Here is a 16,657-nt window from a genome sequence, read left to right as displayed (position 1 = left end):
GGGCGCAAGGCGGACCCAGACCTCATCTGTCAACACAAACCGCTCTTCGTTCATTCAAACCTCCATTTTGGAAGCTTGAATCAGATTTCAGCCAGCTTGGGAATCCTGAATGTCCACAGACCCTAGACCGTGCGTGTTGATCTTCTCCTGTACCTGCGCCAACGACGCGGTTCGCACCATCGCATCCCCTTTCTCCGGCGAAAGGCAGGCCTCTTGCCAGTCCAGGCCGCAATGCTCCAAAAGTGCACGGATCTGCACCTCGGGGTCGGTCACCAGAGCGCGAAAAGACTGCGACCGTATATCCCGAGGCAGCTTTCCCTCATAATCCAACACGCTGTCATAGACTGTCCGTATCATACCGGCCATCCACTCGAGCCGACAGGTATAGGGAAGAACATTGGTAAAATAGATGGAGAAATTCGACAGCGCTACATCCAGAGGGTGACGTGCCAGAAACACGAACTTTGCATCAGGTAGAATCCGCTTTGCCAACCCGATACTCAACACATTCTGCGGCATTTTATCGACGATGACATCCCCCCTATCCTGCCCAAACATCGCGCGCTCGTAGTAGTACTTTCGGAAAACCGAAGCATCATCATCGGTCAGCGCTTCGACCCAATTGTACCGATCCCGACCGTGTCCTTTATCATGCATAAACTTTTGGACCTCAGTCTCGGTCGCGATCAAAGCCTGGCTTTCGCCAACCGAGGCTACATCTGAGTGACGGAGCAGGATCCTTTCGCACAGCGTGGTCCCTGAACGCGGCAAGCCGCAGACGAATAAGACCTTCGGGCCATCCGAATTTTCGGCTGAATGGGAGTGGGGCCGATACAGGTCCTTCTGCAGGGCCACCCTGCGAGAAAATTCATCCGTATCGTAGGGTTCCGTCAACTGCGACGCCTTGGATTGGGCAAAATAGCGAAACGCTGCCTTACCGTTCCCGGACTTCAGTTCCATCGTACCAAGCAGGTTTAGCGCCCGACCAATTTTAATCCGGCCGGAAGACTTAGGTTTAATAATCTTTTTTAGTCGGCTCACATATAGGCTATTATTTGAAAAACCTTTGAGGCGGTAGATTTCTTGGATCGCCTCGGAATAGTAGGGGTTAACTTTCAAAGCCCGTTCGAATTTCTCCACCGCTTGATCTTGGTGGCCCATCGCATTCAGGAAATTACCATATAGAACCCATGCCTCTGCATCCTCGGGCCATTTTTGAACCAAAACGCCGCACAGTTTCACCCCGGAATCGAAATCTCCCAAATTGAAATAGCATAAGGCGAGCTGCGCCAGAGTATCCCGATCTACATGGCCCGCCCGAGCCCGTGCACTCACCAGCGCCAGCGCATGGGTATGATAACCATTCGCGTGCAGCTCATTGACCTCTGCCTGCCAGTCCTCAGCCTCACGCCCGGTGACAACCTTCTTTGATGCGACCTTTGCCATTCTATAATGCGCCCCGAAATTTATTCGCTCCGTTTCCGGCCAGATCAGAGAGCACATCAAACGATGGGACAAGAGAGAGGCAGACACCTCTGCTCGCACTGTCGTCGGAAATCGACTCTGACCGCCCTCGCCAGTGCTAAGGGAACGAGGTAAATCTCAGGTAAATCCGGTAGATGGTCCGTCAGGTGATAAAAGGCGCAGGACGCGCTGCAGAAGGCCCACGCCCGCGCGCATCGCGGCGGGGAATCCTAAGGCCGTGCCAAGGCGAAGGGCCTGCCTCTGTTTGGTTTGTCGGATGGCCGTTTGCGATCAGCTCCGCTTTTCTGCCAGGGCGTTCTGCAAGACCTCCAGAACCTTCTGCGGCGGCACATCGGCAGTGACAAAGGCCTCGCCAATGCCGCGCGCCAGAACGAACCGCAGCTGGCCTGCGACCACCTTCTTGTCCTGCCCCATCAGCTCCAGCAGCGCCGCCGCGCCGGGCAGATCGCCGGGAATATCCGACAGATCCGCCTTCATTCCCATCGCCTTCAGATGGGCGCGGACCCGGCTGGGGTCTTCCTGACTGCACAGCCCCAGACGCGAGGACAATTCGAACGCAAGCGCGCAGCCGATGGCAACGCCCTCGCCGTGCATCAGACGGTCGGAATAACCGGTCGCCGCCTCCAGCGCGTGGCAAAATGTATGGCCAAGGTTCAGCAAAGCGCGATCGCCCTGTTCGGTCTCATCGCGCACGACGATATCGGCCTTCATCTGGACCGAGCGGGCCACCGCTTCGACCCGGGCCGCCATATCGCCCGCCGCCAGTGCCGGGCCGTGTTCTTCGAGCCAGTCAAAGAACGCAGCATCGCCCAGCAGACCGTATTTCACCACCTCGCCATAGCCGGACAGGAAATCCCGCGCGGTCAGCGTGCCCAGAACCTCGGTATCCGCCAGCACCAGCGAGGGCTGGTGAAAAGCGCCGATCAGGTTCTTGCCCTGCGGCGCGTTGATCCCGGTCTTGCCTCCGACCGAACTGTCGACCTGCGCCAGCAGGGAGGTCGGGATCTGCACGAAACGCACGCCGCGCCGCAGGACGGCTGCAGCAAACCCGGCCAGATCCCCGATCACACCACCGCCAAGGGCAATCACGATGTCAGAGCGTTCCACCTGCGCCTCCAGCAGCCATTCGACCGCGCGAGAGAACTGCGGCCAGGCTTTGGTACCTTCGCCGGGCGGCAAGGCCAGCGCATCCATTTCGATGCCTTCCGCCGCCAGTCCGGCCCGCAGGGTATCAAGGTGCCTGGCCGCCACGTTTTCGTCGGTCAGAACCGCAACCCGGGGGCGGTTCAGCAGCGGTTTGATCCGCTTGCCCGCCTCCTGCAACAGGCCGGGACCGATCACCACATCATAGGCGCGCTCGCCAAGGGGTACGTGAACTGTGCGCTGCATTATTTCGTCCATTCCAATACGTCTGGCCGCTCCTTCAGGGCCTCAAGCACCCGGTCGACCATTGTTTCAATCGAAGCCTGCCCGTCGGATTTCACCGTCAGGTCGGCCTTTTCATAAAATGGCACCCTCGCGTCATAAAGCTCGCGCAGGGTGGCCTTGGGGTCACTGGTACGTAACAAAGGGCGACTGTCCCGGTGGCGCACCCGGTTCCACAGAACCTCAAGGTCCGCCTGCAGCCAGACCGACACACCGCCTTCGGTGATCAGGGTGCGATTCTCTTCGGACAGGAAGGCGCCGCCCCCGGTCGAAAGCACACCGCGCTCTTCTTCGAGCAAGCGGGCGATGACCTGACGTTCCTTGATCCGGAAAAACGGCTCCCCATCGCGCGAGAAGATCTCCGGGATCGACATATTGGCGGCAGCTTCGATTTCATGGTCGCTATCCAGAAACGGCACATCCAGCCGTGCAGCCAGCGCCCGGCCCACAGCGGTCTTGCCCGCGCCCATCATCCCAACCATGACGATCGTCTTTTTCAGCCTTCCCGGTGTCGGTCCGACGGTCACAGTTTCTTCGGTTTGCTCTTTTTCGCTCATTCTTCAGTGAATGACGTGATATTGCCGAAAAGGCCATATATAACTTGAGCAAAACACAAAGAAGCAGGCAGCAGGGACGCAATGGCAAGTTTGATCAAATATCTATTTTATATTGTTGTTCTGGCCGCGATCGGCCTGGTGGGATACGCCTATGTCGGCCCGTGGTTCGGCGCTGATTTCAGCGCCCCGACAGAGGAGATCCGCAAACCGGTGGTCCTGCATGCCGACTAGGCATTCTTCAGGACCTCTCGCCCTTGCCCTTGCGGCGATCTTTGCGGGCGCTGCGGGCGCCTCTCCGCCACTGGCGGAGGAACCGCTGACGGTGATCGACTGGCTGGGACAGACCCAAAGCCAGGTATTGCCGGATACAGTGCTGCTGGAGCCGCCAACCGCGGGAAGCGCCGCGCGGCCGGAAATCTCGGTAACCCCGCTTGAGGCGCTGTTGCCCCCGATCGGATTAGTGACGCCCTCTGCCACCGGGCTGCCAATCGACCTTTGGCGCGCCAGCGCTCCGCAGGACATTGCACGGCTGCTGCGCGACGTGCCGGTGCATAACAGCCCAGCGATGCAGTCGCTGCTGTTCACTGTCATTCTGTCAGAGAGCCGCCCATTGCCCGGCGGCGATGACGCCATTCTGCTGGCCCGCCTCGACCGGCTGATCGACCTCGGTGCCATCGACCCGGCACAGGCGCTGGCCGAACAGGCTGGACCGTCGGAAACACGCGCTCGCTTCGAACGCTGGTTCGACAGCACGCTCCTGACCGGGGATGAGGACCGGGCCTGCGCCGCGCTGACCGCTGCACCCTATCTGGCGCCAGATTATAGCGCGCGGATCTTTTGCGCGGCCCGGCGCGGCGACTGGCCGACTGCGGCGCTGATGCTGGAATCCGCCCATGCGCTGGAGCTGCTGGATCCACCGGCGATGGCCTTGCTCGACCGGTTCCTGAACCCGGATATCTTCGAAGGAGCCGCACCGCTTCCGGCGCCAGACAATCCTGATCCCCTGACCTTCCGCCTGTTTGAAACCATCGGAGAACGGCAACCGACGGCGCCCTTGCCGCGCGCCTTTGCCGCTGCCGATCTGCGCGACATCGCCGGTTGGAAAGCCCAGCTTGAGGCGGCAGAGCGACTGACCCGTGTCGGGGCGCTTAACCCCAACCAACTGCTTGGCCTGTTCACTGAACGCAAACCTGCCGCCTCCGGCGGTATCTGGGACCGGGTCCGCGCCCTGCAGACCTTTGAAACCGCGCTGCGCGGCAATCGGACCGATCCGGGCTACTCTGCGGCACTGGATGACGCCCTTCAATCCGCGTGGGAAGCCGCGCAGGCTTCCAGGATCGAAGTCGCATTTGCCGATCTTTTTGCCGACGATCTGGGCCGCGCACGCCTGCAGGGCGAGGCTGCCGAACTAGCCTGGCGTATCCGGCTCTTGGCGCGGAGCTATGAACTTGCGGCGCATAATCCACCGTCGCGCTCCGCCGAAGACCTGTTTCTGGCTGCCTTGGCACAAGGCCGCCCGGCAGAGGTGGAGCCCCCTTCCGATCTGGCGGCCTCCATCAGTACCGGTTTCACGGCCGACGCAGAAATGCCTGTTTCCATCGCCCGCCTTCTGGACAATGGCCAGCTGGGCGAAGCGATCTTGCAGACCATCGAACTCTTTGCCCATGGCGCCGATGGCAACCTGGGCGATCTCAGCGCCGCGCTGATTGCACTAAGGGCGATGGGGCTTGAGGATACCGCGCGCCGGGCGGCGCTTCAGCTCTTGCTGCTCGACAGGCACTGATATGGATGCCCCGCGCGATGATCTGCAATGGATCGCGACCTTTCTGGATGCCCAGGCAGCCGATCTCGGGGCAGCGCGCAACACGCTGCTGGCCTATGGTCGCGACCTGAAGGATCTTTTCGGCTGGATGGCCCGGCGCAATACCAGCTTTGGCGCGGCCAGTCAGGATGATATCGAAGCCTACCTGATTGCCTGCGACGCCGAAGGCCTGTCGCGGGCCACCCGCGCGCGGCGTCTGTCTGCGATCCGGCAGATCTACCGCTTTGCTTTTGAAGAAGGCTGGCGCACAGACAATCCCGCCATTCAGATCAAAGGGCCGGGGCGCAGCAAATCCCTGCCAAAGACGCTGGAGGTGACCGAAGTCGACCGCCTGCTAGAGGCCGCGCGTCAGACTGGCCGCACGCCCGACGACCGGCTGCGCAACACCTGCCTGATGGAGTTGCTCTATGCCACCGGCATGCGGGTGAGCGAACTGGTCTCGCTGCCGGTCAGCGCCGCACGGGGCGATCCGCGCATGCTGCTGGTTCTGGGCAAGGGCGGCAAGGAACGCATGGTCCCCCTGTCGCCCCCGGCCCGCGATGCGCTGGCCGAGTGGCTGAAAGCCCGCGATGCCGCCGCTGCCGAGGCCGAAAAACAGGGCAAGCCCGCCTCACGGTTTCTGTTCCCCTCGCGCGGCAAGGAAGGGCACCTGACCCGGCACCGGTTCTACCTGTTGATCAAGGAATTTGCCGTCACCGGTGGCGTGTCGCCGCAAAAGGTGACGCCGCACACGCTGCGCCATGCCTTTGCCACCCATCTGCTGGCCAATGGCGCTGATCTGCGCGCCATTCAGGCGCTGCTGGGCCACGCAGATATCGCCACGACCGAGATCTATACCCATGTGCTGGATGCCCGCCTGAGCGAGCTGGTCCTGCAGCACCACCCCCTGTCCCGCAACAAGGGCCCTGGCGACAAAGAATAAGCCGCGCCGCACGGAAGCGCCCTGCCCCTTGAACGAAACCGGCAGGACGCCCATAACCATACAAAATCCTTCTGATAAACTGGACCCGACATGGAAACCGATCCGACCACTCTGGACAGCGCATTCTGGCTTAGCGCCGGATCCATTGCTCTGCTGCTCGTTCTTTCGGCCTTCTTCTCTGGCTCCGAAACAGCCCTGACCGCCGCCTCGCGCGGGAAGCTCCGCACCCAGGCCGACAAGGGCGCACGCGGCGCCCGCAGCGCCTTGGCCGTGACCGAGGACAGCGAGCGGCTGATCGGCTCGGTTCTGCTGGGCAACAACCTCGTCAATATTCTGGCGACCTCACTGGCGACGGCGCTGTTCACCCGCGCATTCGGCGAAGGCGGCGTTGCGCTGGCAACCCTGGTCATGACTCTGCTGGTTCTTATCTTTGCCGAGGTTCTGCCCAAGACATACGCGATTTCCAACGCCGAAAAGGCCGCATCTGCCGTAGCCCCGGTGATTGGCTTTCTGGTGACCATACTGGCGCCGGTCGTCGGTGCAGTGCGGCTGCTGGTGCGCGGCGTGCTGCGCCTCTTCGGAGTTCAGATCGACCCGGACAGCCACATCATGGCAGTGCGCGAAGAGATCGCAGGCGCCCTGCAACTGGGCCATTCCGAAGGCGTCGTGGAAAAAGAGGACCGCGACCGTATCCTCGGCGCGCTGGATCTGTCCGACCGCTTTGTCGAGGAGATCATGCTGCACCGTTCCCATATCGAGATGATCGACGCCAATTCCGACCCAGAGGTCATTCTGGAGCAATGCCTGACCTCACCCCATACCCGTCTGCCGGTGTTCAAGGATGAGCAGGAAAACATCATCGGCGTTGTCCATGCCAAGGATCTGCTGCGCGATATGTATGCCCAGATCGGAGGGCCGGATGGCGATGCCGCGGCGTTGCGCAACTTCCAGATCACCTCGGTCGCGAAACCGCCCTACTTTGTACCGGAAACCACCACGCTGGACGACCAGATGCGCCAGTTCCTGCGCATGCGCAGTCATTTCGCCCTGGTGGTGGACGAATATGGTGCCTTGCAAGGTCTCATCACGCTTGAGGACATCCTTGAGGAAATCGTCGGCGAGATCACCGATGAATTCGACCCGGCGGAGCAATCCCTTGCCAAGAAGACCCAGGACGGCAATTTCCTCGTGGAGGGCGCCACGACCATTCGCGATCTCAACCGCGCCACCGAATGGAACCTGCCCGATGATGAGGCGAACACCATCGCCGGTCTTGTGATCCATGAGGCGCAGATGATCCCCACCGTTGGACAGGTGTTCTCCTTCCATGGCTTCCGGTTCGAGGTGACAGGTCGCGAAGGCAACCGGATCACCGATCTGAAGGTGCGCCCGCTGACATGACCCAGAGCCCGCGCAGAAACGGAGGCGATAGCCCCGCCTCCCGGACCGGACGCAGCCCATGACCCGGGCGTGGCGATGGATCGACAGTATCTTCGTGGATCTGTCCCGGCAGATGCGCTGGTCGTTCCTGCCGCCTCTGCTGATCTATTTCGCCTATGGGGCGCAGGGCATCACCTCGGTTGCCGGGGCCTTTTACGTCAAGGAATATCTGGACCTGCCCGCGGCCTTCCTCGCCGGGCTCAGCTTTTGGGTAGGTATTCCCTGGGCGCTGAAAATGCCGATCGGGCATCTGGTGGATCTGATCTGGCGCTGGAAATACCTGCTGATCCTTCTGGGTGCGGCGCTGATGGCGTCAAGCTATGGGATCATCGTGGCATTGTTGACCCTGCCCGAGGTTATGCAGGCGATCATGCCGGTCAATGCCTGGTATGTAACCGCGATCATTCTGGCGCCCTGCGGTTTTGTGCTGCAGGACGTGGTCGCCGATGCCATGTCTGTCGAGGCGGTTCCGCACCGGGATGCCGACGGCACGTTGCTGGCCGAAGAAGAAACCCGTGCACTGCACACAACCATGCAAACCCTGGGCCGTATCGCCCTGATCGGCGGCTCCAGCGCGGCGGCCGCGCTGAACGTGCTGTTGTTCGAAGGCGCCGAAGCCCTGCCACAAGCAGAAAAGGGCGCGCTTTACGCCCATGTCTATACGCTGGCGCTGCTGGTGCCGGTGCTGTCCCTGTCCGGGGTCGCGCTTGCCCTTGTGCAGCGCTTGCGCAGGACTGCCGATCTGCGCCGCGCCGGACTGCCACAGGCCGAGATCCGCACCTGGCTCGATCCGCCGCGCGATCCGGTGGATGTGAACTGGTGGTATTTCATCGGCGGCGGCGCCTTTGTTGCGCTGTCGCTCAGCGTCGGGCTCAGCGATCTGGCCTATGGGCAGGAAATCATCTTTGCCGGATCCATGGCCATCGTCCTGCTGCTGATGCGCCAGTTGATCGCGGTGCTGACGCCAGCCCAGGCCCGCGCGCTGATTGGCACCGCGATCATCATTTTCGTCTACCGTGCCAAGCCCCTCAGTGGCCCCGGGGCCAGTTGGTTCGAAATCGACGTTCTGGGTTTTGATCCTCAGTTCTTTTCGGTGCTGTCGCTGATCGCTTCGCTGCTGACACTGGTCGGCATGATCGTTTTACGGCCGATGATGGCCAACCACACGATTGCCTGGATCGTGATTTTCCTGACCTGCAGCGAGGCCCTGCTGAGCCTGCCGAATCTGGCGCTTTACTACGGTGTCCATGAATGGACCTCGGCGATGACCGGTGGGGTCGTGGATGCCCGTTTCATCGCACTGGTGGACACTGCAGTGGAGTCGCCGCTGGGACAGGTGTCGATGATCCCGATGCTGGCATGGATTGCCCGCAACGCGCCCTCGGGGCTGAAGGCGACCTTCTTTGCGGTGATGGCCTCCTTCACCAATCTGGCGCTTTCGGCTTCCAGCCTTGGCACCAAGTACCTTAACCAGATCTTCGTGGTCACGCGTGAGGTCACAGATGCCGATGGCACCGTCGTCACCGCCGCCGATTACACTCAGCTCGGGCCATTGTTGATCACCGTTGCCGTGCTGACGCTGGTCGCGCCGCTGATCGCCATTGTCATCATCCAGAACAGCCGTTTCCGCAGCGAAGACTGACAGTTCCCCTCTCCTCCGATCTGCCAGCGACATGAGATGTCGCTTTTTCACTGGACTACTGTTCACTTCTGTCCAGAATGGCCGAAACGCAGAACGCCAGGGAGCACAATCATGAAGACCACAACGCGCGTGGCAGTCATCGGCGGCGGAGTCGTCGGCTGTTCGGTCCTTTATCACCTGACCAAACTGGGCTGGTCCGACGTCATGCTGATCGAACGGTCCGAGCTGACCTCCGGCTCGACGTGGCACGCGGCAGGCGGCTTTCACACGCTCAATGGCGACACCAATATGGCGGCGCTTCAGGGCTATACCATCAAACTCTACCGCGAGCTGGAAGAGATCACCGGCATGTCCTGTGGCTTGCACCACGTCGGCGGCATTACCCTGGCCGATAATCAGGAACGCTTTGACATGCTGAAGGCCGAGCGGGCCAAGCACCGCTTCATGGGGCTTGAGACCGACATCATCGGCCCCGAAGAGGTGAAGAAACTGTCGGAGGTCACCAATACCGACGGCATCCTTGGCGCGCTTTACGATCCCCTCGACGGGCACCTTGATCCCTCGGGCACAACCCACGCTTATGCCAAGGCGGCGCGCATGGGCGGTGCAACCATCGAAACCCATTGCAAGGTGATCGAGACCAACCAGCGCCCCGATGGCACCTGGGACGTGGTCACCGAAAAGGGCACCATCCACGCCGAACACGTGGTCAACGCAGGCGGACTTTGGGCGCGCGAAGTGGGCGCGATGGCCGGGGTTTATTTCCCGCTACACCCGATGGAGCACCAATATATCGTCACCGACGAAGTGCCTGAAATCGCGGCCATTATCGACGCGGGTGGCGAGCACCCGCACGTGATGGATCCGGCCGGCGAAAGCTACCTGCGCCAGGAGGGGCGCGGCCTCTGCATCGGTTTCTATGAACAACCCTGCAAACCCTGGGCGGTCGACGGCACGCCGTGGAACTTTGGCCACGAACTGCTGCCCGACAATTTCGACAAAATCGAGGACAGCATCGCCTTTGCCTATCGCCGCTTCCCCGCGCTGGAGCGCGCCGGGGTGAAATCGGTGATCCACGGTCCCTTCACCTTTGCCCCCGACGGCAACCCGCTGGTCGGCCCCGTGCCCGGCATGCGCAACTACTGGTCCGCCTGCGCCGTCATGGCAGGCTTCAGCCAGGGTGGCGGTGTTGGCCTGATGCTGGCGCAATGGATGGTCGAAGGTGAATGCGAACGCGATACCTTCGCCATGGACTGTGCCCGTTACGGCGACTGGATCACGCCGGGCTATACCCGTCCCAAAGTGATCGAAAACTACCAGACCCGGTTCTCCGTCTCCTACCCGAACGAGGAACTGCCCGCCGCGCGTCCTTTCCGAACCACACCGATGTACGATATCTTCGACAAGATGGGCGCGGTCTGGGGCCAGCAATACGGCATGGAAGTGGTGAACTACTTCGCCGCAGAGGGTGAGCCGCGCTACGAGACGCCCTCTTTCCGCCGCTCCAACGCCTTTGACGCCACGGCGCGTGAGGTCAAGGCCGTGCGCGAAGCGGTTGGGATCAACGAGGTGCATAACTTCGGCAAATACCGGGTCACCGGCCCCAATGCCCGCGCCTGGCTGGACCGTGTCATGGCAGGCCGGGTGCCGCAGCCGGGCCGGATCAGCCTGACGCCGATGCTGTCGCACAAGGGACGCCTGATAGGTGATTTCACCATCTCCTGCCTCGATCAGGAAACCTACCAGCTGACAGCTTCTTATGGCGCGCAGGCCTATCATATGCGCTGGTTCCAGCAGAACGCACAGGACGGCGTTCACGTCGAGAACATCTCGGACCGGGTCAACGGCTTCCAGATCGCGGGCCCCAAGGCGCGCGAGGTGCTGCAGGCCTGCACGCGACAGGATATTTCCGACATGAAATTCCTGGACGTGCGCCGGATGAGCGTCGGCATGGCAGACTGCGTGGTGCAGCGGGTCAGCTATACCGGTGACCTCGGCTATGAGATCTACTGCGATCTGCCCAGCCAGCGTGCCCTGTGGAATGTGTTGTGGGAGGCAGGCCAGCCCCATGGCATGAAGCCCTTCGGCATGCGGGCGATGATGTCGCTGCGGCTGGATAAATTCTTTGGCGCCTGGCTGCGGGAATTCTCCCCCGACTACACCGCTGCCGAAACCGGGCTGGACCGCTTCATCTCCTTCAAGAAGGACGTGGACTTCATTGGCCGCGCCGCTGCCGAGGCAGAACGCGATGCGGGTCCCGCGCGCAAGCTCTGCGCCTTTGAGGTTGATGCGGATGACGCCGATGTCACCGCCTATGAACCGATCTGGCTGGATGGCACGGTTGTCGGCTTCTGCACCTCGGGCGGCTATTCCCATCACGCCGGGAAATCCATCGCGCAAGGGTTCGTGCCGACCGACAAGGTGGCCGAAGGGCTGGAGGCCGAGATCGAAATTCTCGGCAAGATGCACAAGGCCCGCCTGATCACCACGCCGCTGTTCGACGCCGACGGCGCCCGCATGCGCGGCTGACCAGTGATCTGAAACGCATTTTGCCTCCGCCTGTTCCCGGGCGGGGGTGACGCAGGCGCCAGAAATCTCTGGCTTTATGGGCACAATGCCCACAAGATCCCCAAACGGCTGGCAGGTGACAGAGCAGCCACGGGGGAACGTTCCATGTCCAACATTGCTATCCTTCTGCTTGCGGCAGGCGCGTCGTCCCGTATGGCTGGGCGCGACAAGCTGAGCGAAGATGTGGAAGGCCAGCCCCTGCTCGCTCTGATGTGCCGCCGCGCTGCGCTGACCGGATTGCCGGTTTATGTCACCGTCCCGAACGAGGCACACCCGCGCACCGGTCTGACCGGTACGGCAACGCCCGTCCCGGTACCGGACGCTGATGAAGGCATGGCTGCCTCGATCCGGCGCGGAGTGACTGCCCTGCCGGAGACGACCGAAGGGGTGATGATCGTGCCCGCAGACATGCCCGAGCTGGAAACGCAGGACCTGATGCACATGGCAGCGCATTTCCATGGCGGCGATGGCCCGATTCTGCGCGCCACGGCCGAGGACGGCCAGTCCGGGCATCCGGTGCTCTTCCCCAAACGCTGTTTTGCGGATCTTGAGGCGATCACCGGCGATCAGGGCGCCCGTGTGCTGCTGAAGCAGGACAAGGTACAATATATCACCCTGCCCGCCCGCCATGCGACAACGGATTTGGACACGCCCGAAGCCTGGGCCGCCTGGCGTGCCGCGCGGGTTTGAAGGCCTGCCCTCGGACGCCCCCCCAATCCGAAAGACCACCTGATAACAAGAAAGGCAGGACCCAGCGGCCCTGCCCCTCCCCCGAAGCCTCGGTCTGCAGTGGTTCACGGGTCCTCTTCCGCAGCTTCCCCCCGGTGCCACGGACGGACCGTTCAGTGAACCAGCAGCCGCGCTTCGTGTTTCTTCAACGACCGGCGCGCTGACGTGTAGGCCTCGCGGCCCTCGACAGTCTGCAATTCGGGGAACAGTTCCAGCACCTCGTTGCGCTGATCCCCATCCAGACCACGCAGAGTCAGATCACCGGGCTGGAAGCTTTCTGTCCAGGCACCATCCGACAGAACCACCTCGTGCTGGTCGAACATGAAGTGGATGTAGGTCACCGCAGTGGTTTCCACCACGTCCACCCCTTCAAGGCCGGTCAGATGCTTCGCCGCGACCAGAACCTCGCGGTCCTCGAAATAAAGCGCCGTTTTGTCGTTGGCGACCAGTACCCGGTGGTTCGGACTGACCATCATGTCGCGCTCCGGCAGACCATTGCCAAGCGCACCCTGACGGATCAACACCGGTTGCAGATGCGCGGCGTCCTTCAGTTCGGATTCGGTCAGGCTACGGGCTCCGATCCAGCGGATTTCCTGAATGCCGTTGTCACGGGTGATCACCCGGTCCCCCGCCTGCAGATCCTCGACCTTGCGCTCCCCATCAGGGGTCGCGATCAGGGTGCCCGGCGTGAAACAGGGAATGATCCGCTCGATCTCGCTATAGGTCATGGATCCAATTACGGAGTCCGCGCCATCCAGCAGGTTGATGGTGCCCGAATAGCTGTTGCCATCGGCGTCCAGCGTGCGGCTGGTGATTTCAAAGTTCTGACCGGTCAGATCCAGCGTATCGTAGTCATCGCCAGCCGAGCCGCCGTCGACCACATCGCCATCGGATGCACCGATGAACAAGTCGCGATCAGCGCCGCCACTCAGCGTGTCGGCCCCATGGCCACCGGTGATCACGTCGTTGCCGGTGCCGCCGGTCACCTCGTCGTCATCGATACCCGCATCAATGGTGTCGTCGCCTTCCCCACCGGAAATGACATCGTCGTCGTCCTGGCCGTAGATCAGATCGTTGCCAGCACCGCCTTCGATGGTGTCCATGCCATTGGTCGGATCAGGATCAACGGGGCGCCCATCAGCGCCATCGTCCATGATGTTGAGCCCATCCGGGAAGGCCGGATCAAGACCGCCATAAAGGGTATCGTCCCCATCGCCCCCCAGCAGAACGTCAGAGCCCTCACCGCCGATGATCATATCGTTGTCGGCGCCGCCATCGACCGTATCGTCGTCAATGCCACCATCGATGCTGTCATCACCGGCGCCACCGGAGATCAGGTCGGCGTCATCACCAGTGGTGATGGTGTCATTGCCCGCGCCACCCGCGACGGTATCCATGTCATCATAGGGATCGCTGTCCGCCGGGATCGGCGGAATGTTTGGCGTGGTGCCGGTGTAGCCCGGGAAACCGCGATCCGGCAGCGGTGTCGGCTCGTTGCCAGAGGTGTCGATGACATCATCCCCGTCGCCGCCATCGACGCTGTCAGACCCGTCACCGCCGGTCAGGCTGTCGTCCCCGCCATTGCCGATGATCACATCATCACCGTCGCCGCCATCAATGGTGTCATTTCCCGGCACGATCGGCGCGGTGGGATCGGTGGCATCAAAGTAGACATCAGTGACGTCGATCCCGCTGTTGTTGGTGCCATCCTGGCTGTGGCTGATCACGATAGAGGACACCGGGCCCGGAATTGTCACCAACAGGGAAATGTCCGGATCGACATCGCTGGCATAGGTGCCGTCAACCTTGACCTCGGCACTGTCATCGCCCGGCACGGCATCCGCATCCGACAAAGTCAGCGCCGGTCCGCCCGAGAGATTGACGATTACCGGGTTTCCGTCAGCGTCAAATGCGCTGACCTGTACCGAGCCATCGCCATCGATATCGTTGATACGGAAGGAAACATTTCCAACCGGATCTGAGAAATCGAGCTGATAGGCCGCGTTGCTGCCATCTGAATTAAGATCCGAATACAGGCCACTGTTGGCGTCGGCCGCACTGCCGTCGGTATCAATATTGCCAACGAATTGCGTGGTGTTGCTGAACTCAGTGACCGATCCGGAGGATTGCGACAGGACCGAGAAATCAACGGTAACCGAACCTGTGTCCTGCGAAAAGCCGCCGCTCAGATCGTCCTGCGGATCAACCGCGCCGCCATCATCCGGATCCGGCGCCAGATCCCACTGGAAAACCTCGCGGCTGCTGGGACCGGCGCCCGGCGCATCGGTGTCACCCTCCAGCACGTCATCGCCTGCGCCCCCGCTAAGGCTGTCTGCCCCAGAGCCACCATGCACGGTGTCGTCCCCGGCGCCCGCTTCAACGGTGTCATCCCCGGCTGCGGCGTTGACCAGATCGTCATCCGGGCCATCTGCCGGGTTAATCGCATCACCGGCGTCGATCCGGTCGCCTTCTGGATCACCGGTATAGGCGTCATCGATCAGGTCGTCCGTAGCACCGCCTTCCACGATCCCGTCCAGCTCACCCGCGATTACATCTTCATCCAGCACGGCCACATAATCGATCAGACCGTCAAAAGACGCAGACCCGTCCCCGGCAGCACCAATGGAGAAACTGTCGCTCTCCTCGGCAGCAACGTCCAGCGTCAGGCCGGGCACGTCATCGCCCGCAGTTGCGATCGTGCCTTGCGTGGTGTTTTCCACCACCATCGTCTGGCCCCCGTCAGTCCAGCTGTATTTCACGGTCAGCACATCGCCTCCGGTGAAAAAGCCGGGATCGGTTGTCAGCAGCACAGAAGCACCGCCATCTGCGTGCGAAACCTCGACCGCACCGTCTTCTGTGATTCGGATTTCGAAATTTTCGCCGTCGGCATCTCCCGACGTCTCAAGACCGCGGCTGACAACGGTTTGAGCCTCAGATCCCGGAACCTCATTTGGCCGAAAAGTGCTGATGAGTGTCCCTTCGGTCAGGTCGAACGGGCCATCATCGCTCCCACCAACGGTGAACTGCGTGTTGCTGCCATTTCCGAGCATCCAGCCACCGGCATAGGTTGTCGAGGGAGAACCCGTCCCATCCTGCGCAATGCCATCACCCAGACCGGTGTCGTCTTCCGTGTAATCCTCGCGGAAGTCCCACAAACCAATCAGATTTGCCGAATACGGGTTGTCGAAATTCTCAGCCATCACATTCTCCTCTTCGGCACGCGCTCGCACCAGAAACTCTGGACGCCGGAGCGACCGAATACCAAATAACCATGCCGCACAGATCTGCCGACATCGCCAATACCCGATCATGTAGGGGGATGCGGCCTATTCTACCGCCGCCGTATTCCGCACAGCCCGAAAGGCGTGCAGGTCAACAATGCACATTCAACGACACACTCACTGCCAGGCAGACGACAGCAAATACCAGAGCGAACAGAACCCCAGTGCCGAATTTCGGCGTACTCAAAAACAGCCCCCCCAGATGGGCTCAATCGAAACTACCCTAGGCCCTGAAACCAACAAAGGAAAAAATCGAAAGAAAATTTAAACGATTTGTAGAAACTCAAAGAAACGCGCCCTCTTTGAGTTTGTAACGTTGAAAAACTGTTTCCAAGCTGGAGTATATCAACGACGGCAAGGGCTTAACTTGCAACGAGCATTCGAAACAATCCGGCACCTACCGCCCTTATTGTGTGTAAAATCCACTCAATACCCGGCCTTCTGTTTCTCTGCTCATTGCAATTTCTGCCTGTTTGAAGCGCCAAACATCCGAGCAGCCGTGCCGGGCCAATTTCTCGGATAATCACCCAGTTTGAGGCAATCACAAGAAACAAGCGCCAATGTTGCTGCGTACGAAACAAACAGCCGCGGCAATCTTAAGGAACGTCTGAACAACGTCTTCGGCTGCGCCGATGTTGCCGCTTGAGGGCAGTTTGGGGCGGGGATGTCCCGGTTGATGTTGAAGTTTGCCTGAAGGGTGGCGTTGCTTTCCCTGAGCCGTAGGCTCGGGGTGATCAAACCGAAAGGAAAGCAACACCATGAAGAAGACTACGACATCGCAGGCGG

The 16,657-nt window shown here is 61.1% G+C and carries 12 protein-coding genes; 7 read left to right on the top strand and 5 right to left on the bottom strand.

Annotation, left to right across the window (positions count from 1 at the left end):
- Nucleotides 1-87 precede the first annotated feature (87 nt).
- The 3 genes from AAFO90_RS21505 to AAFO90_RS21495 form a co-directional block, all read right to left on the bottom strand.
- Entirely contained in the window at nucleotides 88-1,446 is a 1,359-nt protein-coding gene (locus tag AAFO90_RS21505; RefSeq protein WP_347510712.1) for a sulfotransferase, read from the bottom strand.
- A gap of 309 nt (nucleotides 1,447-1,755) precedes the next feature.
- Nucleotides 1,756-2,874 (bottom strand): 3-dehydroquinate synthase, encoded by a 1,119-nt coding sequence (gene aroB / locus AAFO90_RS21500; protein WP_347510711.1) that lies wholly within the window; start codon nucleotides 2,872-2,874, stop codon nucleotides 1,756-1,758.
- A complete protein-coding gene (locus tag AAFO90_RS21495) occupies nucleotides 2,874-3,467 on the bottom strand; it encodes a shikimate kinase (protein WP_347510710.1) in 594 nt (197 codons plus the stop codon). The genes aroB and AAFO90_RS21495 overlap by 1 nt, the downstream gene beginning before the upstream one ends.
- Before the next feature lie 81 nt (nucleotides 3,468-3,548).
- Here AAFO90_RS21495 and AAFO90_RS21490 point away from each other — a divergent pair, with 81 nt between their 5' ends.
- The 7 genes from AAFO90_RS21490 (at nucleotide 3,549) to AAFO90_RS21460 (ending at nucleotide 12,551) form a co-directional block, all read left to right on the top strand.
- Entirely contained in the window at nucleotides 3,549-3,698 is a 150-nt protein-coding gene (locus AAFO90_RS21490; protein WP_197492328.1) for a hypothetical protein, read from the top strand.
- On the top strand, nucleotides 3,688-5,250 hold the full coding sequence (locus tag AAFO90_RS21485; RefSeq protein WP_347510709.1) for a hypothetical protein: 1,563 nt from the start codon (nucleotides 3,688-3,690) through the stop codon (nucleotides 5,248-5,250). Before AAFO90_RS21490 ends, AAFO90_RS21485 begins: the two co-directional genes overlap by 11 nt.
- Nucleotide 5,251: 1 nt before the next feature.
- The gene (locus AAFO90_RS21480) at nucleotides 5,252-6,211 is read left to right on the top strand and encodes a site-specific tyrosine recombinase XerD (protein WP_347510708.1); all 960 of its coding nucleotides are present in this window, start codon (nucleotides 5,252-5,254) and stop codon (nucleotides 6,209-6,211) included.
- Between the two features lie 90 nt (nucleotides 6,212-6,301).
- Entirely contained in the window at nucleotides 6,302-7,612 is a 1,311-nt protein-coding gene (locus AAFO90_RS21475) for an HlyC/CorC family transporter (RefSeq protein WP_065273411.1), read from the top strand.
- A gap of 58 nt (nucleotides 7,613-7,670) precedes the next feature.
- Nucleotides 7,671-9,293, top strand: coding sequence for a hypothetical protein (locus tag AAFO90_RS21470; protein ID WP_347510707.1), 1,623 nt, complete (start codon nucleotides 7,671-7,673; stop codon nucleotides 9,291-9,293).
- Between the two features lie 111 nt (nucleotides 9,294-9,404).
- Nucleotides 9,405-11,822, top strand: a complete 2,418-nt coding sequence (locus tag AAFO90_RS21465; protein WP_347510706.1) for an FAD-dependent oxidoreductase — start codon at nucleotides 9,405-9,407, stop codon at nucleotides 11,820-11,822.
- A 144-nt stretch (nucleotides 11,823-11,966) separates the two neighbouring features.
- Nucleotides 11,967-12,551: a nucleotidyltransferase family protein gene (locus AAFO90_RS21460; RefSeq protein ID WP_347510705.1), complete on the top strand. Its 585-nt coding sequence runs from the start codon at nucleotides 11,967-11,969 to the stop codon at nucleotides 12,549-12,551.
- A gap of 152 nt (nucleotides 12,552-12,703) precedes the next feature.
- Here the strand turns inward: AAFO90_RS21460 and AAFO90_RS21455 are convergent, their stop codons facing one another.
- Nucleotides 12,704-15,790: a Hint domain-containing protein gene (locus tag AAFO90_RS21455; protein WP_347510704.1), complete on the bottom strand. Its 3,087-nt coding sequence runs from the start codon at nucleotides 15,788-15,790 to the stop codon at nucleotides 12,704-12,706.
- Between the two features lie 622 nt (nucleotides 15,791-16,412).
- Nucleotides 16,413-16,657 (bottom strand): hypothetical protein (locus AAFO90_RS21450; protein ID WP_347510703.1); only part of this gene is annotated, 245 nt, incomplete at its 5' end.

The sequence above is a fragment of the Phaeobacter sp. CAU 1743 genome, from assembly GCF_039839315.1.
GTDB lineage: Bacteria > Pseudomonadota > Alphaproteobacteria > Rhodobacterales > Rhodobacteraceae > Phycobacter > Phycobacter gallaeciensis_A.
The sequence above is the reverse complement of the archived record's forward strand: the minus strand, read 5'-3'. Positions and strand labels throughout refer to the sequence as shown.